The 25,584-nt window shown below is 69.7% G+C and carries 24 protein-coding genes and 1 pseudogene; 13 read left to right on the plus strand and 12 right to left on the minus strand.

Annotation, left to right across the window (positions count from 1 at the left end; all coding sequences use genetic code 11):
- Positions 1 to 118: 118 nt before the first annotated feature.
- The gene (gene bla / locus CLT74_RS09205; protein WP_099846168.1) at positions 119 to 1,033 is read right to left on the minus strand and encodes a class A beta-lactamase; all 915 of its coding nucleotides are present in this window, start codon (positions 1,031 to 1,033) and stop codon (positions 119 to 121) included.
- A 134-nt stretch (positions 1,034 to 1,167) separates the two neighbouring features.
- Here bla and CLT74_RS09210 point away from each other — a divergent pair, with 134 nt between their 5' ends.
- The 5 genes from CLT74_RS09210 (at position 1,168) to CLT74_RS09230 (ending at position 4,705) form a co-directional block, all read left to right on the plus strand.
- On the plus strand, positions 1,168 to 2,049 hold the full coding sequence (locus CLT74_RS09210; RefSeq protein WP_099846169.1) for a LysR family transcriptional regulator: 882 nt from the start codon (positions 1,168 to 1,170) through the stop codon (positions 2,047 to 2,049).
- Positions 2,046 to 2,951, plus strand: a complete 906-nt coding sequence (locus CLT74_RS09215; protein WP_099846170.1) for a serine hydrolase — start codon at positions 2,046 to 2,048, stop codon at positions 2,949 to 2,951. The genes CLT74_RS09210 and CLT74_RS09215 overlap by 4 nt, the downstream gene beginning before the upstream one ends.
- A gap of 118 nt (positions 2,952 to 3,069) precedes the next feature.
- Positions 3,070 to 3,498 carry a hypothetical protein gene (locus CLT74_RS09220; protein ID WP_099846171.1) on the plus strand — a complete coding sequence of 143 codons (429 nt, stop codon included), beginning with the start codon at positions 3,070 to 3,072 and terminating at the stop codon, positions 3,496 to 3,498.
- Positions 3,492 to 3,716, plus strand: coding sequence for a helix-turn-helix transcriptional regulator (locus CLT74_RS09225; protein ID WP_099846172.1), 225 nt, complete (start codon positions 3,492 to 3,494; stop codon positions 3,714 to 3,716). The genes CLT74_RS09220 and CLT74_RS09225 overlap by 7 nt, the downstream gene beginning before the upstream one ends.
- The gene (locus CLT74_RS09230) at positions 3,713 to 4,705 is read left to right on the plus strand and encodes an NAD(P)-dependent alcohol dehydrogenase (RefSeq protein ID WP_099846173.1); all 993 of its coding nucleotides are present in this window, start codon (positions 3,713 to 3,715) and stop codon (positions 4,703 to 4,705) included. Before CLT74_RS09225 ends, CLT74_RS09230 begins: the two co-directional genes overlap by 4 nt.
- Positions 4,706 to 4,713: 8 nt before the next feature.
- Here CLT74_RS09230 and CLT74_RS09235 read toward each other — a convergent pair whose 3' ends face one another.
- From CLT74_RS09235 to argG, 3 genes are all read right to left on the minus strand, one after another.
- The gene (locus CLT74_RS09235; protein ID WP_143697119.1) at positions 4,714 to 5,691 is read right to left on the minus strand and encodes a hypothetical protein; all 978 of its coding nucleotides are present in this window, start codon (positions 5,689 to 5,691) and stop codon (positions 4,714 to 4,716) included.
- A 269-nt stretch (positions 5,692 to 5,960) separates the two neighbouring features.
- Positions 5,961 to 6,287, minus strand: coding sequence for a hypothetical protein (locus tag CLT74_RS09240; protein ID WP_143697120.1), 327 nt, complete (start codon positions 6,285 to 6,287; stop codon positions 5,961 to 5,963).
- Positions 6,288 to 6,417: 130 nt separating this feature from the next.
- Entirely contained in the window at positions 6,418 to 7,866 is a 1,449-nt protein-coding gene (gene argG / locus CLT74_RS09245; RefSeq protein WP_099846176.1) for an argininosuccinate synthase, read from the minus strand.
- A gap of 209 nt (positions 7,867 to 8,075) precedes the next feature.
- On the opposite strand from argG, the gene CLT74_RS09250 reads away from it, so the two are divergent.
- The 3 genes from CLT74_RS09250 (at position 8,076) to CLT74_RS09260 (ending at position 9,731) form a co-directional block, all read left to right on the plus strand.
- Complete coding sequence (locus tag CLT74_RS09250) at positions 8,076 to 8,570, plus strand: nitroreductase/quinone reductase family protein (protein WP_486582181.1); 495 nt, start codon at positions 8,076 to 8,078, stop codon at positions 8,568 to 8,570.
- 96 nt (positions 8,571 to 8,666) lie between these two features.
- Entirely contained in the window at positions 8,667 to 9,281 is a 615-nt protein-coding gene (locus tag CLT74_RS09255) for a GNAT family N-acetyltransferase (protein WP_099846177.1), read from the plus strand.
- A 99-nt stretch (positions 9,282 to 9,380) separates the two neighbouring features.
- Positions 9,381 to 9,731: a UBP-type zinc finger domain-containing protein gene (locus CLT74_RS09260; protein WP_099846178.1), complete on the plus strand. Its 351-nt coding sequence runs from the start codon at positions 9,381 to 9,383 to the stop codon at positions 9,729 to 9,731.
- A 107-nt stretch (positions 9,732 to 9,838) separates the two neighbouring features.
- On the opposite strand, the gene CLT74_RS09265 is transcribed toward CLT74_RS09260, so the two are convergent.
- Complete coding sequence (locus tag CLT74_RS09265) at positions 9,839 to 10,747, minus strand: LysR family transcriptional regulator (RefSeq protein WP_099846179.1); 909 nt, start codon at positions 10,745 to 10,747, stop codon at positions 9,839 to 9,841.
- Between the two features lie 81 nt (positions 10,748 to 10,828).
- Here CLT74_RS09265 and CLT74_RS09270 point away from each other — a divergent pair, with 81 nt between their 5' ends.
- Positions 10,829 to 11,815, plus strand: a complete 987-nt coding sequence (locus tag CLT74_RS09270) for a DMT family transporter (RefSeq protein WP_199172148.1) — start codon at positions 10,829 to 10,831, stop codon at positions 11,813 to 11,815.
- Positions 11,816 to 11,905: 90 nt separating this feature from the next.
- Here CLT74_RS09270 and CLT74_RS09275 read toward each other — a convergent pair whose 3' ends face one another.
- Positions 11,906 to 13,684, minus strand: coding sequence for a cellulose binding domain-containing protein (locus CLT74_RS09275; protein WP_143697121.1), 1,779 nt, complete (start codon positions 13,682 to 13,684; stop codon positions 11,906 to 11,908).
- Positions 13,685 to 14,317: 633 nt separating this feature from the next.
- Between CLT74_RS09275 and CLT74_RS09280 the strand changes: the two genes are divergently transcribed.
- Both CLT74_RS09280 and CLT74_RS09285 read left to right on the plus strand, forming a co-directional pair.
- Entirely contained in the window at positions 14,318 to 15,196 is an 879-nt protein-coding gene (locus CLT74_RS09280; protein ID WP_486582711.1) for an inositol monophosphatase family protein, read from the plus strand.
- 116 nt (positions 15,197 to 15,312) lie between these two features.
- Complete coding sequence (locus CLT74_RS09285) at positions 15,313 to 16,425, plus strand: hypothetical protein (RefSeq protein ID WP_486582183.1); 1,113 nt, start codon at positions 15,313 to 15,315, stop codon at positions 16,423 to 16,425.
- A gap of 13 nt (positions 16,426 to 16,438) precedes the next feature.
- Here the strand turns inward: CLT74_RS09285 and CLT74_RS09290 are convergent, their stop codons facing one another.
- Both CLT74_RS09290 and CLT74_RS30750 read right to left on the minus strand, forming a co-directional pair.
- Complete coding sequence (locus CLT74_RS09290) at positions 16,439 to 17,578, minus strand: helix-turn-helix domain-containing protein (RefSeq protein ID WP_099846182.1); 1,140 nt, start codon at positions 17,576 to 17,578, stop codon at positions 16,439 to 16,441.
- Positions 17,565 to 17,732 (minus strand): hypothetical protein, encoded by a 168-nt coding sequence (locus CLT74_RS30750; RefSeq protein WP_199172149.1) that lies wholly within the window; start codon positions 17,730 to 17,732, stop codon positions 17,565 to 17,567. Before CLT74_RS30750 ends, CLT74_RS09290 begins: the two co-directional genes overlap by 14 nt.
- A gap of 180 nt (positions 17,733 to 17,912) precedes the next feature.
- Here CLT74_RS30750 and CLT74_RS09295 point away from each other — a divergent pair, with 180 nt between their 5' ends.
- A complete protein-coding gene (locus CLT74_RS09295; protein ID WP_099846183.1) occupies positions 17,913 to 18,152 on the plus strand; it encodes a GntR family transcriptional regulator in 240 nt (79 codons plus the stop codon).
- A 480-nt stretch (positions 18,153 to 18,632) separates the two neighbouring features.
- On the opposite strand, the pseudogene CLT74_RS09300 reads toward CLT74_RS09295, so the two are convergent.
- A pseudogene (locus CLT74_RS09300) lies at positions 18,633 to 19,412 on the minus strand (AIPR family protein); the annotation flags it as partial.
- Between the two features lie 136 nt (positions 19,413 to 19,548).
- Here CLT74_RS09300 and CLT74_RS09305 point away from each other — a divergent pair.
- Entirely contained in the window at positions 19,549 to 20,325 is a 777-nt protein-coding gene (locus CLT74_RS09305) for a transposase family protein (RefSeq protein WP_099845186.1), read from the plus strand.
- Here the strand turns inward: CLT74_RS09305 and CLT74_RS09310 are convergent.
- The 3 genes from CLT74_RS09310 to treY all read right to left on the minus strand — a co-directional run bounded on the left by CLT74_RS09310 (position 20,317) and on the right by treY (position 25,583).
- Complete coding sequence (locus CLT74_RS09310) at positions 20,317 to 21,249, minus strand: AIPR family protein (RefSeq protein WP_099846185.1); 933 nt, start codon at positions 21,247 to 21,249, stop codon at positions 20,317 to 20,319. The genes CLT74_RS09305 and CLT74_RS09310 overlap by 9 nt on opposite strands.
- Positions 21,250 to 21,556: 307 nt before the next feature.
- Positions 21,557 to 23,281, minus strand: coding sequence for a malto-oligosyltrehalose trehalohydrolase (treZ, locus tag CLT74_RS09315; protein WP_099846186.1), 1,725 nt, complete (start codon positions 23,279 to 23,281; stop codon positions 21,557 to 21,559).
- Between the two features lie 16 nt (positions 23,282 to 23,297).
- Positions 23,298 to 25,583 carry a malto-oligosyltrehalose synthase gene (gene treY / locus CLT74_RS09320; RefSeq protein WP_099846187.1) on the minus strand — a complete coding sequence of 762 codons (2,286 nt, stop codon included), beginning with the start codon at positions 25,581 to 25,583 and terminating at the stop codon, positions 23,298 to 23,300.
- Between the last annotated feature and the right edge of the window lies 1 nt (position 25,584).

Below are 25,584 nucleotides of genomic sequence, written 5' to 3' on the forward strand. Positions count from 1 at the left end.
GACCGTCGGCACGGCCGGGGCCGACCTCCGTACCAACCCGGGCCACCGACCGGAACCGGCCACCAGGACGACCCCGCACGGTCGCCTGGTGGCCGGTCCGCGCGCCCCGACGGGCCGCTCAGCTCAGCGCGTCGATGGTGATCTCGGCGGCCCGGGCGAGCAGGGCGTCGTCGCGCTCGGCATCGGGCTCGACCCGGTCGGAGAGCACCGCGAGCACGATCGGTGCCCGGTCCGGCGGCCAGACGACAGCGATGTCGTTGCGGGTGCCGTGGTCGGCGGAGCCGGTCTTGTCCCCCACCGCCCAACCGTCCGGCACTCCGGCGCGGATCGTCGCGTCGCCCGTGGTGTTGCGCTTGAGCCAGTCGACGAGCACGGCCCGGTCGGCCGGGGAGAGGGCGTCGTCGACCGCGTACGCCCGCAGCGTGGTGGCCAGCGCCTGCGGTGAGCTGGTGTCGCGGGACTCGCCCGGGACGTACGCGTTGAGTTCGGTCTCCCACCGCGCCGGCTCGGTGACCTCGTCGCCGACCTCACGCAGCACCTGCTTGAACCCGGAGGGGCCGCCGAGCTGCTTGAGCAGCAGGTTCCCGGCGGTGTTGTCGCTGTAGCGCACCGCCGCGTCGGCTATCGCGCGCAGCGACAGGCCGGTGTCGACGTGCCGCTCGGTGATCGGCGAGTAGGTGACCAGGTCGTCGTGGGAGTAGCTGACGACCCGGTCCAGTTCCTCGTCCGAGGTCGCGGCGAGCACCGCGCCGGCGGCGAGGGCCTTGAAGGTCGAGGCGTACGCGAAGCGCTCGTCGGCCCGGTGCGCGACGCTGCGTCCGGTGCCGGTGTCGATCGCGTACACGCCGAGCCGGGCGTCGAACTCCCGCTCCAGCGGGGCGAAGTCGACGCTTACCGGCGCGGCGGACGCCGTCGGGGTGGACGCCGTCGGCGCGGGCGCGGTCGGGGTGCCGGGTGAGCAACCGGCCAGCAGGCCGAGCGTCAGGGCGGCGGCGAGCGCGACGGCGCGGGTACGGCGGTTGGTACGTGTCACGGCTGGGTCCTTCCCTCGTTCAGCCGGTCCACCGGAGGTCGTCCGGACGGCCGACAACCAGGTTCGCAGCGCCGCCCCATGCTGTCGAAGACGTCGGGAGGGCTACTGATGCCGGATCGGCATAGGATGCCGGTGTGGACCTGGTGGCGGCCTGTCGGGCGTTCGTGTCGGTCGGCAGCCACGGCAGCTTCACCGTCGGCGCCGCGGTGGCCCGCATCCCGCAGTCGGTGGCGAGCCGACGGGTGGCCGCGCTGGAGCGGCACCTCGGTGGGCGGCTGTTCGACCGCACCTCGCGCAGCGTCACGCTCACCCCGTTCGGGCGGGACATGCTCGCCTCGGCCCGGCGGATCGTCGACCTGGCCGAGGCGATGGAGCACGACGCCGAACGGGCCCGACTGCGTCCGTTCCGGCTGGCCGTGCCGGCGGTCTGCGCACCCCGGTCGTTGGCCCGGCTGGTGGTCGAGGCCCGTCGGCACGAGCTGAATCTGGAACTGCGCCGGGGTGAGCCGGCGGAACGGGCCCGGATGCGCCAGCAGCTCGAGGTGCGTGCCGCGCTTGTCTGCGTACCGCCGGACGAGGCCGCGTGGCGGGTGCCGCTCGGTCTCGCGGGCGGCACCGACCCGGGTGTCGAGACCCTGCGGCTGGAATCGCTGCGCGCCCCGCGCGCGGACCGCCGGGCCCGTCGGCGTCGGGTCTGGATCTCGCCGGAGGACGACGTGCCGCACGTCCGCGACCCGATGACCCGGCTGCGCGACGCCGTCGGGTTGCGACCGACCCAGGTGGCGGTCGCGGTGTCCGTGGTCGACGCCGCCGCCGACGCACTCGCCGGCAGCGACCTGGTGCTCTGCTCGCCCGCCGAGGCGCAGGAACTGGGGCTGCACTGGCGACCCCTCGGCGATCCGCGACCGGTGCGCGGCTACCAGGTGGCGGCCGGCGCCCGGGAGGACGCCGAGCGGCTGCGCGGCGAGCTGGGCGCCGCGGTGGCGCGGTGCCTCGGCGTACCGGAGGCGACGTGACCGTCGGTCGACTGCTCCGCACCGCCCGGGAGACGCTGCGCGACGCCGGCCTGCGCGGTTGCCTCCTGGTCCGCGACCTCGACACCGGCGACGAACTGGGAATCGACGCCGACGTGGTGCTGCCCGTCGCTTCGTTGGTGAAGGTGCCGCTCGCGGTGGCCACAGTGGACCGGATCGTCCGGGGGGAACTCGACGGTGCCACAGCGGTCACGGTGGCACCCGGCCGGGTACGCACGCCCGGGCCGACCGGGTTGAGCCGGTTCCGGCATCCGGCCACCGTGGCGATCGACGACCTGCTCTACCTGAGTGTGGCGATAAGCGACGAGGGGGCCTCGGACGCGCTGTTCGCCCTCACCCCGCCGGTGGCGGTCGCCGACACGCTGCGCCGGCTCGGCGTCGACGGGATAAGCGTCCGGCACCGCACCCGGGATCTCACCGACACGCCGGCCGAGCGGCTCGCGCCGGAGGTGCATCTCGCGCACTCCCTCGCCGCGTCCGCGACCACCGCCGGTCAGGGCCATCCGGTCGCGCAGCTGGACGCCGCTCGGGCCAACGCCGGCTCGGCCCGGGCCTTCGTCGACCTGCTGCACGCGCTGTGGCGCCCGGCGCGGATCCCGACGGCGGTGGCCGCCCGGGTGCGCGAGCTGATGGGCGACAACCTGCTGCGCCAGCGGCTCGCCCCGGACTTCAGCTCGGACGCCTCCCGCTGGTCGTCGAAGACCGGCACCCTGCTGAACCTGCGGCACGAGGTGGGCGTGGTGGAACACGCCGACGGGCAGGCGTACGCCGTTGCCGCGCTCAGTGAGTCGACGGTGCCGGCGGCCGTGCAGCCGCAGGCCGAGGCGGCGCTCGCGCAGGTGGCCCGCGAACTGCACGACGCCCTGCGCGCCGCCCGACGCTGACCTCCCGACGGCTCACGACAGCCGGCGGCACGGAACCCGATGTAAAAGTTTGTAGACATGACGTCAAAGAGACCTTACTCTGACAGTGTCAAGGATTCTTTACATCGAGGAGTCGGTGATGACGCACCAGGAGAAGCGGGCCTGGATCATGCTGGTGGTAAGCGTGGTCGGCTACGCCGTCTACGTGGCCGTCGTCCTCAGCCGGGTCGGCGACGGGCGGCTGGCCTCGACGCCGTACGCCGGCGCACTGTTCTGGACTGTCGGCGGCGCGATCGCCGCCAGCATGGTCCTCGAGATCGGATTGGGCATCGTGAATCCGCGTGCCTCCCGGGCAAGTGACGTGCGCGACCGGGAGATCGGGCGGCTCGGCGACCACGTCGGGCAGGCGTTCGTGGTGATCGGCGCGGTGTCGGCGATGCTCATGGCGATGGCGCAGTGGCACTGGTTCTGGATCGCCAACGTGATCTACCTCTGCTTCGTGCTGTCGGCGGTGGTCGGCTCGCTGGCGAAGGTGATCGTCTACCGCCGGGGCGTGCCGCAGTGGTGAAACCGACGCGGGTCACGAACAACATCCGGGCGCTGCGTTTCGCCAGGGACGAGATGACCCAGGCGGCGCTGGCCGAGCGGATCGGCGTGACCCGGCAGACAGTCATCGCGATCGAGCAGGGCCGCTACTCCCCCTCGCTGGAGATGGCCTTCCGGATCGCCCACGTGTTCGGCGTACGGCTCGACGAGGTGTTCCAGTACCCCGAGGAGACAACATGAAGGCCATCGTGCACGACCGCTACGGCCCGCCGTCCGGGCTCCGACTCCGCGACATCGACCGCCCCGAGGTCGGCGAGCACGAGGTGCTGGTGCGGGTCCACGCCGCCGGGGTCGACCCGGGAGTGTTGATCTTCCTGGCCGGGCGTCCCTACCTGGTACGACTCGCCTCCGGGCTACGCCGGCCCCGGGTACCGGTGCTCGGCCGGGACGTGGCGGGCGTGGTGGCCGAGGTCGGCGCGCGGGTGACCCGCTTCCGCCCCGGCGACGAGGTGTACGGCACCTCGCTGCGCGGGTCGTACGCCGAGTTCACGGCCACCCACGAGCGGCGGCTGGCCGGCAAGCCGACCAACCTGACCTTCGCGCAGGCCGCCGCCGTGCCCGTCTCCGGGATGACCGCCCTGCGCGCGGTCCGCGACACCGGTCAGGTGCGCCCAGGTCACCGGGTGCTTGTCATCGGCGCCGCCGGCGGGGTCGGTTCCCAGGCCGCGCAGATCGCCAAGGCGTACGGGGCGACAGTGACCGGCGTCTGCTCCTCCACGGCCGTCGACTTCGTGCGCTCGCTCGGCGTCGACGACATCCTCGACTACACCCGCGAGGAGATCGACCGGGACGGTCCGGTGTACGACGTGGTCGTCGACACCGGCGGCAACCGTCCACTGGCCCTGCTACGGCGCGCGCTCACCCGGCGCGGGACGCTGGCCCTGGTTGGTGGCGACTGGACCAGGGGCGCCCTGCTCGGTGGGTACGGCCGGCAGATGTTCGGGGCGCCGCTGCTGTCGACGGTCGTCGGGCACCGGCTGCGCGCCGTGGGCGCCGGGGAGCGCATCGAGGATCTTGACGAGTTGCGTGACCTCATCGAGTCCGGGGCGCTCACCCCGCCCGTCGACAGCAGCTATCCGCTCGCCGAGGCGGCGGACGCGCTGCGGCACTTCTCCGACGGGCACCCGGCCGGCAAGCTGGTGATCACCGTGACCCATCCAGACGGTTAGCCGGGCCGTTACCGGAACAGCGTGGCGCGCCCGCCCCGGCTGCCCACCAGCCGTCCCATGGTGTCCAGGTCCTGCACCGCGTCCGTGGCGTCCAGCCCGTGGGCGGTCAGGTCGACGATGCGCCCGGCCCGCCACAGGACTGGTCGGCGCACACCGGCGGCGGTGTCGGCGCTGCCGAGGACCACTCCCAGGTCGTTCACGGCGGTCGCCCGGCTTGTCGGGCCGCCAAGCGTGCCCAGCTTGGTCAGCACCCCGGCGCGCCAGCGGAAGGCCTGGCCGCCAACGGAGCCGACCACGTGGCCGACATTGTTGATCGCCGTCGCCGCGTCACCGACGCGGGTGACGACGCCGTCCCGCAGCCGGCCTCCCACGCAGGTGCACGGGTAGTCGTACGGCGGGACGTTGAAGGTGCCCACCACGTCGCCCCGGTTGTTGAACCCGGTGGTCAGCTCGTAGAAGTCCTGCCGGCCCAGGTCGGTGATCGTGCCGTCCTGCCACACGACCCGGTGCGGGATGTCGGTGGCCGGGTTGCTCAGCCCGAGCACCTGCCCTCGGTCGTTGACGGCGACCGCCTCGCTGTAGTCGCCACCGAGGGTGCCCAGGTCGATCATCTGGCCGTTGCGCCAGAGCACCGCCCGGGTGATCAGCTCCGGGCCGGTGGAGGTGCCGACCACGTCACCGCGCTCGTTGACGTCCACGGCTGTGGACTCCAGGTGCCCCGGCAACACACCGAGGTCGGTCAGCACCCCGTTTCGCCAGACGAAGGCGTGGCGGACGCCGTCGGCCGTCAGACTCCAGCCGACCACTGTGCCCCGGTCGTTTGTCGCGGTGGCGGCGCTGACGGCACCGCCCAGGGTGCCCAGGTCGACGGCGCGGTAGGCGTACGCGGTCGGGGTGGCGGAGGCGGCGGAGGGCAGGACGGTAAGCGCGGACGCGACGAGCACGGTCGCGGTCGCGGCGACGGACAGGCCGGTGGGATACCTCAACAGGTCCTCCTCGGGAAGCGACGAGAAACCGACGCCACCCTCACTCCGTGAACGATGCGCGACCGGTCGACTACGCAAAGTAGAGCGGACTCTCGAGAAGGTCACCTCGGTCGATCGGTCATCGATCGATGGCCGTGCGCTGCCCGCGACCGTTCAGGTGGCCCAAATGGCCCGCAGGCGCCGTGCGCCCACAGACGCCGCACGGCGGCACGCCGGGCCGGGAGACAGACGCTGCACGGCGGCACGCCGGGCGGGGGAGGTCGCGACGGTCAGCCGCCCGCCTGCCACACCGTCCACAGGCCGTACAGGGCCGCGACGCCCAGCGCCACAGTGCCCAGCGCGACCGACCGGCGGGGGTGCTCACCTGGACGGACCCGGACGGCGACGACGACAGCCACGTAGAGCACCGCCACGATCGTCGTCCAGACCCAGGCGGCGGAGATCCGGGCGTCGACCCGACAACCGGCCGGAGCCGGATGCACCGCGGGGCACACGTCGAAGCGCGGCACGGCCAGGTACCAGAAGCCGGCCCAGGCGATGACCGCGACGGCGCTCGCCACTGCGACCGCCTGCCAGGGTCGGACACCTGCGAGCACCGCCACCTCCTTCAGCACGTCCGAAGGCGGCAAGCGTACCGGTCAGGGATCGGCAGGTCGGAGACGGCTCCGCCCGCCGCCGACCGTGTGCCGGTCGGTGGCGGGCGGGCCTCGGTCGGGGCCGGGTCGGTCAGTCGACGCCGAACTCCATCGCGGCGCGGTCGAGCGCCTCGTCCTCCGCCGACGGGACGCCCCGGGAGGCGATCGCCTCCGCGCCGCCCTCCGGCATCGCGCCGATCAGCCCGGTCGAGGCCGCCTGCGCCGCGCCGACCACCCGCTGCGGGGCGCCGCCGACCATGCCCAGGTGCGCGTACTGCTCCAGCTTGGCCCGCGAGTCGGCGATGTCGAGGTTGCGCATGGTGAGCTGACCGATGCGGTCCGCCGGGCCGAAGGCGGAGTCGGTCGTACGCTCCATCGACAGCTTGTCCGGGTGGTAGCTGAAGGCCGGGCCGGTGGTGTCCAGGATCGAGTAGTCCTCGCCCCGGCGCAGCCGCAGCGTCACCTCACCGCTGACGGCGGTGCCGACCCAGCGTTGCAGTGACTCGCGCAGCATCAGCGCCTGCGGGTCCAGCCACCGCCCCTCGTACATCAGTCGACCCAGCCGGCGACCCTCGTTGTGGTAGTTGGCCAGGGTGTCCTCGTTGTGGATGGCGTTGACCAGCCGCTCGTACGCGGCGTGCAGCAGCGCCATGCCGGGGGCCTCGTAGATGCCCCGGCTCTTGGCCTCGATGATCCGATTCTCGATCTGGTCGGACATGCCCAGTCCGTGCCGGCCGCCGATGGCGTTGGCCTCCAGCACCAGGTCGACCGCGCTGCCGAACTCCTTGCCGTTGATGGTGACCGGCCGGCCCTGGTCGAAGCCGATCGTCACGTCCTCGGTGGGGATCTCCACGGTCGGGTCCCAGAACCGGACGCCCATGATCGGGTTGACCGTCTCGATGCCGGTGTCGAGGTGTTCGAGGGTCTTCGCCTCGTGCGTGGCGCCCCAGATGTTGGCGTCGGTGGAATACGCCTTCTCGGTGCTGTCCCGGTACGGCAGGCCCCGGGCCAGCAGCCACTCCGACATCTCCCGGCGGCCACCGAGGTCGCTGACGAAGTCGGTGTCCAGCCACGGCTTGTAGATGCGCAGCTGCGGGTTGGCCAGCAGGCCGTAGCGGTAGAACCGCTCGATGTCGTTGCCCTTGAAGGTCGAGCCGTCGCCCCAGATCTGCACGTCATCGGAGATCATCGCCCGGACCAGCAGCGTCCCGGTGACCGCGCGCCCCAGCGGCGTGGTGTTGAAGTAAGCCCGCCCGCCCGAGCGGATGTGGAAGGCGCCGCAGGTAAGCGCGGCCAGCCCCTCCTCCACGAGCGCCGCACGGCAGTCGACCAGGCGGGCCACCTCGGCACCGTAGTTGAGCGCGCGATCGGGCACCGAGGCGATGTCGGGCTCGTCGTACTGGCCGATGTCGGCGGTGTAGGCGCACGGGATGGCGCCCTTGTCGCGCATCCACGCGACCGCGACGGAGGTATCGAGGCCACCGGAGAAGGCGATGCCGACACGTTCACCAGTGGGCAGGGAGGTCAGAACCTTGGACACAAGGAAGAGTATGCACCAGCACGCATACCCATGCAAGCCGGCTGCCGAGACCGGCGCGGGCGGCGGGACGGAATCGACACCTGGTCGAGCAACCTGACCGGTCGCGGTGGGCCAACTCGGCCCGCCGCCTCGGGACTTCCGCCCCTTCGCGCCCGACCACCACGGTCGTACCGTCGGCGAGAGGGACACGACGTCGGGGAGGACCGTCAATGGACCAGGTCAGCGACCGCCGGCTGCACCGGCTGAAGCGGTGGATGTACCGGAACGGCAGACCCAACTGGCTCGCGCGGCCGATGAACCGCTTCTCGGCGTGGCAGTTCTCGGCCGGCTTTCTCGCCCCCGGCAACTGGGTCACCCTGGAGGTGGCGGGGCGGCGTTCCGGTCGGACCGTGTCGTTTCCGGTGGTCGCCGTCGACCACGAGGGCCGGCGCTATCTGGTGTCGATGCTCGGCGAGCAGGCGAACTGGGTACGCAACGTGCGCGCCGCCGCCGGGCGGGCGGTGCTGCGGCACGGCCGCCGCCAACCGGTGCTGCTGGTGGAGGAGCCGGTCGAGCAGCGGGCGCCGATCCTGCGCCACTATCTGGAGAAGGCCCCGGGTGCGAGGCCGCACGTGCCGGTCCGCCGGGGAGCGCCGCTCGCGGAGTTCGCGCAGATCGCCGCCGAGTACCCGGTGTTCCGGGTGCTGCCGCGGTCGGAGACCTGACCCCGGGGGCACCGCGCGCATCCCGCCCCGCACCGGCGGCCGCCGGCCGCGAAATAATCGCGCGCCGCGCGGATGGGATCGTGCGATCGTGGCCCGATGCCGCAACCGGTCCTGCGTACCGCTCGTCTGCTGCTGGTCCCGCTCGCCGACCGGCACCTCGACCTGGAGGTCGAGTTGGACTCCGACCCGGAGGTGCTGCGCTACCTCTTCGGCCGGGCCCGCAGCCGGGACGAGGTGGTCGCCTCGCACGAGAGACGGTTGGCCCTGGCCGACAAGGTGGACGGCCTCGGTTACTGGATGGCGTTCGGCACCGACGGCGGGGCGCCCGGTTCGACGCCGCCGGCGGCCGAGGACGACGGCGAGTTCGTCGGGCTGTTGATGCTTCCGCCGGCGCACGGCCCCGACCAGCCGGACGATCCCACGGTCGCCGATCTGGGCTACCGCATCCTGCGTCGGCACTGGCGCAAGGGGCTGGCCAGCGAGGCGTCCCGGGAACTGCTGCGGCACGCCTTCGACACGGTCGGCCAGCGCCGGGTCGTCGCACAGACCATGACCGTGAACACCGGGTCCCGCCGGGTGATGGAGTCCGTCGGCCTGCGCTATGTCCGAACCTTCTTCCCGTCCTGGGACGACCCGCTGCCCGGAACGGAACAGGGCGAGGTCGAGTACGCCATCACCCGCGACGAGTGGCGGGCCGCCCGGCACCGGTGAGACCGTCCGCCCGCCGTACCAGGCGAGCTACGGTTGGGTCCCCGCGCGGGGCCGCCCAAGGTAGGTCGTGGCGCACCCGTTCAGTGGAGAGGACGCACGATGGAGGGCATCGACCCCGAGGTGCCGCCGAGCGGCCCGGGCTGCGCCGACTGCACCTCGGCCGACCCACCGGGCTGGTGGTTCCATCTACGGCGGTGTGGCCAGTGCGGTCACGTCGGATGCTGCGACTCCTCACCCAGCCAGCACGCCAGCGCACACCATGCCGCGACCGGGCACCGGTTCGTCCGCAGCTTCGAGCCGGGCGAGGAATGGTTCTGGGACTACGACGAGCAGGCGCTCTACGACCAGGGGCCGGAGCTGGTGGCACCCGTCAGCCGTCCGCCCGAGCAGGGCGCACCCGCCCCGGCCGACCGGGTACCCGCCGACTGGAAACGGCACCTGCACCGCTAGCGCGGCGATCATGCAGTTCTGGCACCCGGAAGGCCGGGAACACCCCCGTTTGTCAGGTGCCACAAGTGCATGATCGGCGAGGTGAGGGCGGCTGCGGGGCGGGGTTGTCAGGGGGTAGGGGTGCGGGCGGCGGTGTGGGCGGCGTCCCGTAACGCGGCGACGGCCATCCGGGCCGCCGGGGTGTGCTCGACCGCGTCGTGCACCACCACGTGGATCGACCGGGTCGGCGTCGGGCGGAGCAGCCGGACGCAGGTCACACCCTCCGGCAGGTGTGCCGCGCCGAGCGCGGGGAGCACCGTGACGCCGATGCCGGCGGCGACGAAGGCGAGCGCCGTCCGGTAGTCGTGCGCCTCGACCCGGAAGGCCGGGCTGAAACCGGCGGCGGTGCAGGCTTCCAGGAGGTTGGCCCGGCACCAGCCCCGGGCGAAGTCGTTGTCGACCCAGCGGTCGTCGGCGAGGTCGGCGAGGTCCGTCTCGGCCTGACCGGCGAGGCGGTGCCCGGCCGGCACCGCGGCAACGTACGGGTCGTCGAGAAGGTGGTGGGCGGTGAAGCCGGAGCCGGGGTCGAAGCCGGTGCCCGCCACGACCACCTGGACGTCGGCGCGCTCCTCCCGGCTGTCCGGGATGTGTTCGCGCAGTTGCAGCTCCAGCCGCACACCGGGAAGCTCGGTGAGGATGCCCCGGACCACCTGCGGCATCCACGCCGCGCCGACCGACGCGAAGTACGCGATGGACAGCGCGCCGGTACGGCCGGTACGCAGGTCCGCGATGAGCGATTCGGCAGCACCGACCCGGGCGAGCACCCGATCGGCCTCGGCGGCGAGGGCGTGCCCGGCGGCCGTGGGGCGCAGACCGCGCCCGGCGCGGGCGAGGAGGGTGAGACCTGTCTCCCGTTGCAAGGCGGTCAGGTGCTGGCTGACGGCGGAGGGGGTGTAGCCGAGGTTTGCGGCGGCGGCCTGGACCGACCCGGACGCCACGACGGAACGGAAGACCCGGAGGCGGTGAACGTCGAGCACGGCCCAACGATAAAGCCTGACTAAATTGTTGTGAAGAAACAGTCGCTGGTGCTGAATCTTCGGCCGGTCGAGAATCACCTCATGAGCAGCCCGCCGATGACCGAACCCGCCGCACCGCTCCGGACCGTTCCCGAAGACATCGTCACCGGGTACGCCCGGCGCGACGAGCGGCCCCGGTCCTGGCCGATCGGCGCCGCCGCCGGGACCACCGTGCTGCTGTGGGCCTCAGCGTTCGTGGGCATCCGCTTCGCCGGGCACGACTACTCCCCCGGTGCCATGGCGCTGGGCCGCATGGTCGCGGCGTCCGCCGCGCTCAGCGTGTTCGTCGCGTTCACCGCCAGGCTCCGGCGCACCCGAGCACCGCACGCCGCGACTCCCCGTCGCGCCCTGCCCCGTGGTGGCACGCTGGGACTCGTCGCGCTCTGGGGCGTGGCCTGGTTCGGCGGGTACAACGTGGCGCTCAACGCCGCCGAGCGGCTTGTCGACGCCGGTACGGCGGCCCTGCTCGTGGCGGTCGCGCCCATCCTCGTCGCGGTGGCCGCGGTCCTCGTCCTGGGTGAACGGCTCACCCGCCGGCTCGGTGTCGGGGTGGCTGTCGCCTTCGCGGGTGTCGCCCTGATCGCGGCCAGTGGCTTCACCGGGCACGCCGACAAGGTCGGCGTCGCGCTGGCGGTGCTCTCCGCCCTGCTGTACGCCTTCGGCGTGCTGCTCCAGAAACGCCTCCTGGCGCGGATGGACGCACCGACGATGACCTGGCTCGGCGCGCTGGCCGGGACGGCCGCCCTGCTGCCGTTCGCCCCCGCCCTGCTGGCGGAACTCGCCGCAGCCCCGCCACCGGCCACCCTCGGCGTACTGTTCCTGGGCGTGTTCCCGACCGCGATCGGCTTCCTGACCTGGGGTTACGTGCTGTCCCGCTGGACGGCGGGGCGCACCACCGCGGCCACCTACCTGGTCCCGCCGGTCACCGTCCTGCTGTCCTGGACGCTGCTGGGTGAGGTACCGGCACCGCTGGCCCTGCTGGGTGGCGCGCTCTGCCTGACCGGCGTGGTGTTCGCGACGCGTCGTTGACCTCCCACGATCGGAGCCAGGGCGGTCCACCCCCTGACGTCGCATTCCCGCCGGGGCCGGCGAGCGCCGACCCCGGTCAGAAAGGATCGCTCAGCTACAGGCGGCGCCGTTGAGCGTGAAGCCGTTCGGGGCGGCGTCGTTGCCGCCATGGCTGGCCTGGAAGCCGATGGTGATGGAGGCTCCTGGCGGTATTGCGGCGTTGTAGCTGACGTTGGTCGCGGTCACCTGACCACTGGCTGGTGAGTACGTGGCGCCCCAGCCGGACGTGATCGTCTGCCCGGCCGCGAGGGTGAATCTCAGCGACCAGCCGTTGACGGCGCTCGTGCCGGTGTTGGTGATGGTGATGGTGTCGACCAGGCCGTTGTTCCACGCATTTATCGAGTTGGTCACCCGGCAGGTCCCCGCAGGCGGGTTGGTGGTCGGAGTCGGGCTGACGGTCGGGGTGGTCGTCGGAGTCGGGCTGGCCGTCGGGGTAGCCGTCGGCGTGGGTGAGGCAGCGCCTTCGGTGAGGGTGATCGTGGAGATGCTCCGGGCGGGAACGGTGACGGTCGCCTGGCCGCCGCTGATGTTCACCGCCTGCGACTGGCCACCCGAGGTCCGAGAGGTGACGATGTACTCGGCCGCTGAGATGTTCTGCGGCACCTGGACGACAGCGTCGTTGACCGCGTTGTTCGACCTGTTGAGCAGCACCAGCACGGTCTTGCCCCGGCCGCGGTAGGCGGTGACCTCCAGGGCGGAAGCGCGCGAACTCTTCGACACGGCGACCCGCCGGTCACCCGGACGGACGTACTTGGCGTACTGGGAGAACGCGTGGCCGCGCCTGAGGACCGCGCCCTTCGTGGTCCCGTACTGCGAGTCGCCATCACCGATGAAGGAGTAGAAGCGGCGTCCGTACCACCAGACGTAGGCGCTCCAGTTCGCCTCCATCGACCTGTGCACGGTCCGCATTATGTCGTCGAGGGTCTCGTTCCAGACGGCCGCGTTGCTGGGGTCTCCCCAGATGTTCGAACCGTTCCCGTCGGCCGCGTGCAGGTTCCACTCGGTCATCCACTGGTTCTTGCCGTGCTGGGCGGCCAGCGGGTACGGAGACAGGTTCCCACTGTTCTCCGCGTCGTACAGGTGGCCGCCGACGTAGCCGATGTTGTTGCGCGCGGTCGCGTCCTGCAACGTGGGGTCGCTGTAGGCGCGGTTGAACCTCAGGGACTCACCCACCATGAGGCTGGTGTCCCTGACCCTGGTGCCGTGGTCGCGGACGAAGTTCCGCATCTCGGCACCGGACCAGTCCATCGAATCGTAGTCGGGGTGCCAGTCCGGCTCATTCTGCACCGAGGTCACGTCGATGGTGACTCCCCGGCTCTTCATGAACTGCACGTAGCTGTTCAGGTGTTCCGCATAGTCGTCGTAGTAGTCGGTCCTGAGCTTGCCGCCGTTGACCCGGCTGTTGTTCGTCTTGAAGTGGGCGGGCGCGGTCCACGGCGAGGCGAGGATCTTGACGCCGGATCCGTAGGACTTCGCCGTTTGCAGGCTGCTCGCGTACAGGCCCCATTCGCTCGACACGGGCGACACCACGGTCCGCACGATCGACAGACCGAGCTGTCCCGGCCCGGTACCGACGAGGGTCTGGGTTTCGCTTGTCGTCCACGGGTCACCGGAACCACCGAAGATCGGGGTCGCGGCCCCGAATCCGTCGATCGTCTGGTAGCTCGTAGCGGTGTTGACGGTGATGTCGGGTGTGGCGGCCAGCGAGGGCGGGGCGGTCAGGATTCCCGCCACGGTGACCAGCGAGGTCGTCGCGGCGAGCACGGCGACCGCGACGGCACCGCGCCGCCGCCGCGACGGTGGGATGTTGTCAGGGTGGGCAAGCCTCATCGGGCTTCCTCTCTACGGCCGCCTGCCATGCAGGAGACGGCACTCCACGCAGCTGGGCACGGCGAGTCGGCCCGCGTGACGGGCGGACAGCGGCCCGGCCGCCGCCTCCCAGCTACAAGTCGATCAGGAACGATCCGCTCCCGCGCCGTTGCCCTCGACGCAGGTGGTCATGGCCGCCACTCGCCGGCACCACATCGACGGTCATCGTGCCAGCCCGCGCCACCCCACTGCAACCGTTTGCAGGACCGACCCCCACCCCGCCTGGTAGATCAAGAACCTTGCGTCCTGGCCACGGCGTTCCAGCGCCGCAAACCTCTTGGTCACACGGCAGGTGCGTGCGCGATCAGCGGACGCGGGATGGCGTCAGGCGAGGTATTCGTGGCGGTAAGAGCGAGATATCCGTGGCACTAAAGGTCTCTCCGGCCCGGCGTGTCGACCACCTCAGCTGCCACAGATCGGAAGTTCAGCGCGACCGGAGGCGTTCAGCAAGTCAGGCCGACCAGCGTGGCCGGGCGGGCGACGCGGGCGGGTGCCGGGTGGCGTTGGGCCAGCTCGGCGAATGAGTGCCGGAGTGCAATGATGGGACCATCGATCGAGGGCGGCACCGAGCCGGTCGCGAGGAGTGTCGAGTCGATGAACCTTGACCCGTTGTGGGCCGACCTGACGACAGAACTGTTGAGTGTCCTCGCCTCGTACCGATCCCGGGTAGCGGAGTTGGACGTGCGGGAGAAGGCCGACCACACCCTGCTCACCGAGGCCGACCTCGCGGTCGAGGACATGGTCATCAGCAAGATCCGTGCGGTGGACCCCGAGGCTCGCGTGCTGGCCGAGGAATCGGGCAGCGGCACCTGGCGGCCCGAACACGACAAGGAACCCGAGCGGATCTGGGTGATCGACCCGATCGACGGCACCGCCGAGTTCGTCAATCCGCACAGCATCGAGTTCTGCTCGGTGGTCTGCCTACTGGAGCGACGGGAGCCGGTTGCCGCGCTCATCGTCGCGCCTGAGCTGGGCGACGGCGGCGATCCGATCGTGGTGCTGGCCTCCCGGGCCGACGGGACGATCACGGTCAACGGCCGGCCTGCGGCGCACAACAGCGAACCCGTTCGTGTCGCATCCCTGACCCGCAGCGCCCGATCGGAAGCCCCGCCACACGAGACTGCCATGGCCGAGGCCGGCTACACCGTGAAGACGCGCACCACGTCACAGACGCTCGACATGCTGCGTACCGCCTTGGACCTCACCGATCTCGCGGCGGATGCACCGCGTTTCGACCTCTTCTACCGCCCTCGCCAGAAGGTCTGGGACGGCCTCGCGGGCTTGTGCCTCGGTGAGATCGTCGGTCTAATGTCCACAGACGTGAATGGAAACCAGCATCTGCCGGTAGCCATGGAGACGCTTGCCCAACCTGAGCCGACTTTCGCCAGCACCGTGATGGGGCGCCCGGAGGCCGTCAAGTGGTTCGTGGAGCTAGCCCGGGACTCCCCCACCGGAACACCGAAGTCCTCGTAGACGTCACGTCGATCATCAGCGCGGAAGATTTCGTCGTTGCGCAGAACCGCTCTACTCGGCCCAACGACCCGTTCGCCCGCCAGGCGTTCGTCGAACTGATCCAATCTCTCATCTTCATGGAACGGGTGTGGGTGCCGCATCCGGTCCTCACCCGCCCCTCGGCCGCTGATTTCGGCAGCAAGCCGTATCTTCTACGCGCGCTTGCCGACGCGGCGCTACTGCATCCGTTGCAGCTGGACACCGGCGATACGGATCGGGTGCGCGACGCCGAGGAGGTGGCGCTGCACGAGTTGCAGAGCTGGCGCGGTAACCAGGTGCTTGGTCAGTTCATCGAGCAGGCTGTCGCCTGCGACGACGCCCTGCCCGATGAACGCAACTCACTGTCGAAGAGGGTCCACCGCTGGTGCGCCTTCCAGGCGGCCAATGTGCGGGTGGCTGGCCACCACGGGGATCGCATCACCACGACTGACGGGGTCGAGGACGACCCTTTCGGCACTTGGGCACGGGCAGCCTCGATCGTGCTACGTGGCCCACTGCGGCTGATGGCACCGCCTGGCGAGGAGGTCTACGTCGCGGCGATTCTGGCGCGCGGGCTGAAATATCAGGCACGGGCGGACGTCACGAGCCTGTCCTACCAGGCTCACCCCGTCCGACGCGATTTCCTGCTGACCTTTGACCTCTCCACCGAGGGCGCGACCGAGACGGTGGTGCTCGACGTCATCAAGGCCATCCGAGGCATCCACCAGTCTCTCGTCACGGCGGCGGACGACAGCGACACGTACCGCGTACAGCTTCTCGAACTCGAACTTCCGCTGCTCGGCGGCCGCCTCTGGCAGACCGGCGAGACCGGCCGGCTCGGTGAACGCGACTGGATCGACCTGGTCGTCGCTCGGATCGCCGACTACCGGGACAAGGCAGCCGAGTTGCGGGCCGCCGTCGCCCGCTGCGTCACCGACGAGGACCACCTTCGCCTCGCCCGCGACATCAACGGGGCGAAACGACAGCTCCTGGAGCGGCTCGGTCTGCGCCGGGTGGCGCTATCGCCGGTGGAGCAGGAGCTGGTGAACGGGGTGGCCTCGGTGACCGAATCGGTGCCCGGCGTACCCAAGGTCGCCGGCATGTGGATCGGCGCACGGGCGCTCGGCAAACAGGTCTCCGCCACCGGCACGCCGGTGCAGCGTTTCCTCTACAAGGAGTTCTACCGCGCCTGGAAACGCGCCGGCCGCTGACCCGCCGGGCTGGTCAGCGGGTGAGGCCGACGAGGGTGGCCAGGCGGGCGACGCCGGCCGGGGCCGGGTGACGGTGGGCGAGATCGGCGATGACGGTACGCGCCAGCGGCCGGCAGCGAATCTCGGCCGGCGCGATGGCGTCGGCGTCGACCAGCGCGCGGGCCGCAGCCCGCAGGTCACCGATCTGGAGGTACGCCCGCGCCACGTCCACCAGATACGCGCCCCGATGTTCGGCCGGCAACCGCCGCCATCCGTCCCGCCGCATGACCACCGCGTGGCCGTGCATCGCCGCCCCCGCGTCCCCCAACTCGATCGCCACCACCACCCGCGCCAACTCGACGGCCGCCGGCCCGAACCCAGTCCGCTGCGTGTCTTCACGAACCTCGGCGGCGAGCCCGGCCGCTCGTCCAGTCAGCTCGGCGGCACGTCGGGCGTCGCCGCACCCTGCGGCAGCCAGCGCGCCCTCAAGCAGCAACGTTCCCTGTACGGCGGCATGGTGTGGCCCGAGGTGGATCGCGGCGGCATCCGTCATGGCCAGCGCCAGCCGATGCCGGCCCAGCGCCCGCAACGCCTGCCCCACCGACACCGCCGCCGACGCGGACAGCAGCGCATCACCACCCGCCGCACCCATCGCCCGGTCTGCGGCCAGCCAGCCGAGGTCGGCCTCGCCGAGCTTCACCAGCACCGATGCGGTGATCCGGTACGCCAGCGCCAACAGTTCCCGAGCCGACGACGCCTGCGCGGCGTCCAGTAGCCCCGGCATCGCCCGCACCAACGGCGCGTAGTGCGCATGCTGGAAACTCAACCAAGCATGCTCGACCTGCCGTCGCACCTCGACAGGCGAGACAGGATCGCCGAGCGTTCGGTCGTAGCGGGCCAGCGCCTCTCGGATCCCGTCCACCTCGTCCGGCGTACCGGCATCCTGCTGCTGCGGCGGGCGACGCTGACCGAGCAGCACCATCGGATCCACCCGCAACACCTCGCCGATCTGCTGGATTGTTGGATACCGGTCCAGTCGCCGGGCACCCCGTTCCACCTTGTCCACCCAGCTTTTCGACTTACCCAACCGGTCGGCGAGCATCTGCTGGGTCATCCCCCGCCGGACCCGCCAACGCGCCACCCGCCGACCGATCGGCAGCTCACCGCCGCTCACGCCGCCACCGCCGGTCCGGCACCGCCCGCGTGGTCTCCTCAACCGGTACGCGCTCCGCCTCCGCCTGCTCCAGCAGCCGTCGCCTGGCCGCCTCCCGCTCCTCCGCCTCCATCCGCTCACCCTGACTGACCGACTCGCTGTCCCGGCCCTGCATGCCACCACCACTGCCTGTCTTCCTCGTGCTTCTTGGAACAGAGGTGTGGATGCCCGATCACAGGGGTGCGCGGGCATCCACGCGAGGACGGCCCGACAGCGCCAACCGAGGGCACGACCTCCTCGCCAACCTCCCATGGGTAGCGTTGGGTAGTCAAGGGCTGACGTAGGTGGTCTACTCGTGTTGCCAACCGAGGGGAAGACCGTGCCGCCGCGTTACCGCTACGAACAGATCGCCGACAACCTCGCCGAACGCATCGCCTCCGGCGAGTTCCCACCCGGCTCGAAGTTGCCCAGCCGACGCGAGTTGATCGAGCACTACGGCGTCACCGAGCCGGTGATCGACCGCGCCATGCAGGTGCTGCGGATCAAGGGCATGACCGAGACTCTGCCGGGCGTAGGCGTCTTCGTAACCGAATAGCAGCGGCCCACCACAGGTTCCAACCAATGAGTTCGGATAACGTCCCGATCCGGTCAGAAGCAGTTTGAGCGGAACTTGGCGAACTGCTGCTCGTTAGTTATTCAGGCAGACATAATTGCGGACCGTTCGAAAGAATCTTCAACAGCTTAATCCAGCGGCACGGCGGCCCAAGCCAAGGCACGACCCCACTGCCGGGCAATTTCGCCAACAGCATTACTTCCGGCACCCTATTAGACGCAAGTCGCCCTCAGCCCGTTGCCGATACGCACTTTCAACCGCAGAACGCTCAGTCATCCTTTCGCCTGGCACGCCGGGTGCCTCCTAATAGAAACGATTCGCCACCAAAAGCGACACCACTCGTACGTTTGGCGGTACGACCAGTAGCCCGGTGCCACCGGCGCAGCGGCACTTGCGCGAAGCGGACTGGGCTGGGCTCTTAAGCCAGGCCGGCGGTTAGTCGCATTCTCAGACGTGGGAGTTTTACTCGTCTACATGTGACAGCTCGTGACGCACGCGAGCAACCAAATCTCGGCATCTAGTCGCATTCTTGAAAAGGCTGGTTATATAGTTGTTTCCATAGACCTCCTCGACGTGATTCGTCAACAGATCAAGAACGGTGCGTGTCAGGTCAGGAACAGATCCCAACTGCTTGTCCCATGGCTCATCCGGACTGTCGATGCGCGACATGTCAATCATACGGAAAACGAGGTGCGCTACTATCCGATTTCCCTGGACTGCAATGGCACGTGCACGGCCCTCTCGAATGTGCTTCTCTGCGGTAAGTGCTACATCTACCGCCCGCAGCACCTCTACAGCACGCCAAACCTTATAAGCAGTCACGCTGGAGTTAAAAAGCGCGGTATAAGGAGGCCTGTCAGTATATTCCCAAAGCCGGCCGATAGTACTTTTCGCCTGCACAGCCAAATTGGGATCCCGCGAGGCGCAGGCTAAGGCAACGGTTGCATCCGTAATGGTACAACCCGTTGCTTGCGTAGGGGGTTGATCGCCCCTCTTAATGGCGTAGGACTTCTGCAGCGACAAGAGCATCTCGGTCCTAAGCCGGCCCTGCTCTGGATCTAGCGCTACAAAGTCCCTGCCTTCTACAGTATTTTGCGTATTGGTAGCCCTCGTCACGGCGGTTGCAAAGTCTGACGGGCAACCTTCGAGCGATATGAACCTCACCCAAACTCTTGCGCTCTCAAGTTTATCCCCCGCCAGCCGCAGCGCATTGCTAATACTGGCGACCGTTTGCGCGCCATTGACAACACTGAGCCATTTTCATCGTGATCAGAGGGGCCTGAGCAGGTACGCAGCGGCGTGTCGTTGCTCCAGATAGGACGAAGCTCCCGGTAGGACAGCAGTCGACCAAGAACGACCGCCCAGTACGGGAGCTTCGTTGCTGACCTATCCTGCCAGCATCCCGCTGTCCACGCGCAGCCTGACCCGCCTGACCGAGCTGATCCGCGACCGGCGCCGCGTGCTTGGCGGTCGTTGGCGGAGGCTGCCCGCGCAGCAGCAGGCGTTGATGGCCCTGGCCCACCTGCGCAACGGTGACACCCTCACCCGCCTCGCGGCCGGCTTCGCCGTGTCGGTGACCACCGTGTGGCGCTACCTGCGCGAGGCCGTCGACCTGCTCGCCGGCTGCGCCGACGACCTCACCGCGGTCATGCGCCGGGCTGCCCGGTTGGCGTACGCGATCCTCGACGGCACGCTGATCCCGATCGACCGAGTCGCCGACCAGCGGCCCTACTACTCGGGCAAGCACAAGCGCCACGGCGTGAACGTGCAGGTCCTCGCCGATGCGGCCGGGCGGCTGGTCTGGGCCTCGGCCGCGCTGCCCGGCTCGGTGCACGACCTGACCGCCGGCCGCACCCACGGCCTGATCGACGCGCTGACCAGCGCGAACGTGCTGACCTTCGCGGACAAGGGCTATCAAGGCGCCCGCGGCACCATCTGGACCCCGTTCAAACGCCGCCGCACCCGCCTGTCCCGCCGGCAGAAGTCCGTGAACCGGCACCACGCCAAGATCCGAGCCCTCGGCGAACGCGCCGTGGCCACCCTCAAGACCTGGAAAATCCTGACGAAGCTCCGCTGCTGCCCCCGCCGAGCCACCCCGATCGTCCAGGCCATCCTCGTGCTCCAAGCCGCCGAAGACGCCCGCTACTCACGATGAAAATGGCTCACTTGCTCCCGTTAGCGAGAAGTGGCCGAAGTTCCGAGTATTGGCTCCTCGCTGATTTTTCCGGACCTTATCGCACAGAACAGTGACGCCGTTGTTGAAGTACCAGAAGTGATCAGTTTCCGCAGTGAGGGTTTCTATGAGACTCGAGTTGACGAGAGTGTTACCCAGGGCGTTGCGAAGATTCTTAGCGAACAGTCGGTCTCCGTACCGGTCATACCACTCGCCGACTATCGGCGCGCCAACAATGCCGTAATAGGCTTCGTACGGCTCACCTATGGTGCCCCAGCTTTCAAGCACAACGTCGAGGTCAATGCTCCCCCCCGATGTCCCCTGAGCAATTGCCGCATGAAGGTCCCGTAATCCAACAACCTCCACCTCCGCAAATGTTTCATTACCGTAGTTCAATTCTTGCAAAAAGTCATCAAATACTTCTTGAACTGGCCTCGCCAAATCAGTTGACCCAGTTGTGACGACAGCGAGAGTGAATTTGATGTCATAGTCGCTCAGGGCCTCAGTGATTTCCGATCGCCTAGCGCGAATCTTGTCATTGAAACGATCGAAAAGCTCGTTAGTAAGGTCACGGAATCCTGCGATAAAATTCCGAGAGTCACCCAACCCGATGGTGCCGGTTCCATTACCGTCCCATTTAGCCTGAACAAGAACTATCCGCGCTCGCGCCTGATCGATGTAGATTGCGTCGATACCATTATCGTTGCTCCCATCCACAACGGTTCCGGCTGCTTCGCTCGGATTTAGATTCGTCAAGCGCTGGATTGCGAAGGCAGCTAGGGCCCGAGTTAGAAAGAGCTTGGCCTTGTGTGCGCTCGAAGCATCGCCAACGTCCGAGAAGTCGATTAAATCGGCATATGAACGCTCCAACGCCTCGCGTACATGGCGGACGTGCAGCTTGCTCATGCATTAACCTCCACGGCATCATGGACGAGATATGCCCGCCTTCAATTCAATTAACCGGGGCATCGAATCGCAGGAGTATGCGACAACGTGATGACTTCCTGGCGACCTGACTATACGAATCCGGCACGTCACCGTAATCCGCCGCAGCGCACTAGACAAGTGTCGGATGCTGACAGAATCCCTGGTTGGCGAACGTCAGTAGCGTTCCAGGCAAGCATGTGCCTGCTGTACCGCTAGGGGCAATTGCAGAGCGGATAGCGAAGATTGCATTCAGTTCTCCGCCCACAACTCAGTCTGGATTTTCGACTCAGAGGGCCACGATCGCTGCCGTTTCCGCTGGTAGTTCGATGCGGTCGCGCATCACTGTGACGCCGTCCCCCGTGGCCAGCAGCACCCGCCGCGCTACCCCGGGCAGGGTCACCCGCTGGGGCTTGCCGGCCAGGTTCGCCGCGACCAGGCAGCCACCCCGGCGCATCACCAGGAACTGGTCGCCGTGGCGTACGTCCACCGCGAACAGGTGTGGATCCGACAGCTCCGGGCGGGACTTGCGGAGCGCGATCAGGCGGCGGTAGAAGTCGTACATCTCGCGGTGTTCGGGTTTGTCCAGCTCGGCCCAGTCGAGCCGGGAGCGGAGGAAGGTCTGCTGGTCCTGCGGGTCCGGCACGTCGCCGGGTGGCCAGCCGTGGGCGGCGAACTCCGCACGACGACCGGTGACCACGGCGGTGGCCAGTTCCGGTTCCGGGTGGGAGGTGAAGTACTGCCAGGGTGTGGCGGCTGCCCACTCCTCCCCCATGAACAGCATCGGGGTGAAGGGTGCCGTCAGCAGCAGGACAGCCCCCACCCGCAGCAGCCCGGGCGACAGCGAGGCGGAGAGGCGATCACCAAGGGCGCGGTTGCCGATCTGGTCGTGGTTCTGGAGGTACGCGACGAAGCGGTGGCCTGGGGTGCGCGGGTCGACCGGGCGGCCGTGTTGGCGGCTGCGGAAGCTGGACCAGGTGCCGGTGTGGAAGAAACCGCCGGTGAGCACCTCCACCAGGCATTCCATGGTGCCGAAGTCGCCGTAGTAGCCCTGTCGTTCCCCGGTGAGCAGGGTGTGCAGGGCGTGGTGGGCGTCGTCGTTCCACTGGGCGTCCAGGCCGTGGCCGCCAGCCTCCCGGGGGGTGATCAGCCGGGGGTCGTTGAGGTCGGATTCGGCGATCAGGGACAGCGGCCGGCCGAGGTGCGTCGAGAGGCTCTCGACCTCGACGGTGATCTCTTCCAGCAGGTGCACGGCGCGGGTGTCGGGCATCGCGTGCACGGCGTCCAGGCGCAGCCCGTCGACGTGGTAGTCGCGCAGCCACATGAGGATGCTGTCGATGATGAAGCGGCGTACCCCGTCGGAGTGCGGGCCGTCCAGGTTGACCGCCTGCCCCCAGGGGGTGTGCCGCTCCCCCACATAGGGCGCGAACTTCGGCGCGTAGGCCCCGGAGGGCCCGAAATGGTTGTAGACGACGTCGAGGATCACCCCCAACCCCTTGGCGTGGGCGGCGTCCACGAAACGTTTCAGGCCGTCCGGTCCGCCGTAGGGTTCGTGCGGGGCGTACCAGCAGACGCCGTCGTAACCCCAGTTGTGTTCACCGTTGAAGGCGTTCACCGGCAGCAGCTCGATCAGGTCGACGCCCAGCTCGACCAGGTGGTCGAGTTTGCCGATGGCGGCGTCGAAGGTGCCTTCCGGGGTGAAGGTGCCGACGTGCAGCTCGTAGAGGATGCTGCCGGGCAGTTGCCGGCCGGTCCAGGAGCCATCCGTCCAGCGGAAGGCCGCATGGTCGTAGACCCGGCTGGGCCCGTGCACGCCGGACGGCTGCCACGCCGACCGGGGGTCGGGCAGCGGCTGGTCGTCGTCGTCGAGCAGGAACGCGTAGTCGGTGCCGGGCTCGGGCACCTCGACCCGCCACCAGCCGTCCCGGCCGGCCCGCATCTCGTGGTCGGCGGCACCGGGCAGGTGCAGCCGTACCCGTTTCGCCTCGGGCGCCCAGACGGTGAACTCGGTCATGACGCAGCCTCCCGGGTCAGGTGGTGGGCACCAGCAGCGCGACGGGATAGGTGGCCAACAGCTCGGCCAGGCGGACCTGAGAGCCACTGTAGACCCGACCGGTGAACAGACACGACATCTCTTTAACGGGTAGTGACAGGGTGCTGTCCCGCCAACCACCGGCCGCGGCCAGGCGCAGCGGCAGCCGGGTGGCCACGGCGACCGCGCCGCCCCGGTCGAAGGCCACCGCGTGCCGGGCCGCCGGACCGTGCACGATGAGCGGCTGGTAGTCGCCGAACAGCTCCGGGTGGTCGCGGCGCGCGCGCAGGGTCCGCGACACCACGAGCAGCTTCGCCGCGCCGGTCTCGTCCACCGTCGGCTGCCAGCCGGCGTCGAGCCGGGCCAGCAGTTCCCGGCGTACACCGAAGTCGACAGGGCGGCGGTTGTCGGGATCGACGAGGGAGTTGTCCCACAGCTCGGTGCCCTGGTAGGTGTCGGGCACCCCGGGCATGGCCAGTTGCACGAGTTTCTGCCCCAGCGAATTCGACCAGCCGGGCGGGGTGATCTCGGCGGCGAAGGCGGCAAGCTCCGTGGTGACGGCCGGGTCGTCGTACATGGCGTCGACAAGGACGTGCATGGCCCGCTCGAAGTCCGGGTCGGGGTCCGTCCAACTGGTCGAGGCCGCCGCCTCCCGGGCGGCCTTCTCCGCGTACGCGTGCAGACGCTCGCGCTCGACGGGCCAGGCGCCGACGGCGGTCTGCCACAGCAGGTGCGCCAGGGCGGCGTCGGGCAGCGGCACCGCGGCCATCCAACGGCTGACCAGGTCGGCCCAACGCTGCGGCAGCTCGGCGAGTACGGCGAGGCGGGCGCGGACGTCCTCGCCCCGTTTCGTGTCGTGGGTCGACAGGGTGGTCATGCTCGCCGGCCAGCGCTCGTGCCGGGCGGCGGCGAAGCGGTGGAACCGGCCGGGCCGGGTGCCGAAGTGGGTGGGGCTGCCGCCGACCTCGTTGAGCGCGATGAACCGGCTCCACCGGTAGTAGGCGGTGTCCTCGACGCCCTTGGCCATCACCGCGCCGGTGAACTGCGGGAAGCGGCGGGCCAGTTCGTCGTCGGGGTCGCGGAGCCGCCGGGTGACCGCGTCCAATGCGCCGGTCAGGTCGGTGCGGCGGCGGCCGGCCTCGGCGCGGGCGTTGGCCAGGTGCCGGGCCCCGTCGGGCGGGTAACCGCGGTAGACGGCGAAGGCGGCGGCCAGTTCGGCCAGGGCGGCGCGGGCCGCGTCCGGGTCGACGTCGGGGGCGAGCGCGGCCAGCCGGGTCAGCTCGGCGGCCAGCAGCCGGGTCGCGGCACCGAGTTTCGTGTCGTGGGTCAGGTCGGCCCAGGAGGTGGCCCGGCCGGCGAGGCGGGTGTCCAGGGCGGTGAAGTCGGCCTCGGTGTCGCCGTCGACGAAGAGCCCACCGACGGCGTTGAGCGCGTCGTAACCGGTGGTGCCGTCCACCGGCCAGGCCGGCAGTTCCTCGCCGTACTCCAGGATCTTCTCCACGATCAGCCAGGCGTCGGGGGCGGCCTCGCGCAACCGGGCCAGGTAGCCGGCGGGGTCGCGCAGCCCGTCGGGGTGGTCGACCCGGATGCCGTCGACCTCGCCGGCCGCCGCCCAGGCCAGGATCAGCTCGTGAGTGGCGGCGAACACCTCCGGGTCCTCCACCCGCAGCCCGGCCAGGCTGGAGACGGCGAAGAACCTGCGGTACGTCAGTTCGGCGTCGCCGCGTCGCCAGGACACCAGCTCGTAGTGCTGCCGGTCGTGCACCTCGCGGGCGCTGCCGTCGCCGGTGCCGTCGGCGATCGGGAAGCGGTGCTCGTGGTAGCGCAGCTCCCCGTCAGCGATCTTGAGGTCGTCGAGGGCGTCGGGGGTGTCGGCGAGCACCGGCAGCAGCAGCCGCCCCCGCTGCCAGTCGATGTCGAACCAGCCGGCGTACGCCGATTCCCGCCCGCGACGCAGCACGTCCCACCAGGCCGGGTTGGCCGCCGGCACGGCCACTCCGGCGTGGTTGGGGACGATGTCCACGACCAGGCCGAGGCCGGCGTCCCGCAGCGCCCGCAGCAGCCGCTGCCGGCCGGCCTCGCCGCCGATCTCCGGGTTGACCTGCCGGTGGTCCACCACGTCGTAGCCGTGCGCGCTGCCCGGGGCGGCGGCCAGCAGCGGCGCGCTGTAGAGGTGGGTGACGCCGAGGTCGGCGAGGTAGCCGGCGAGACCGGCGGTGGTGTCCAGGTCGAAGCCGGGGCGCACCTGCACCCGGTAGGTGGCGGCGACGGGCTTCGCGGGCATG

The sequence above is a fragment of the Verrucosispora sp. CNZ293 genome, from assembly GCF_002754655.1.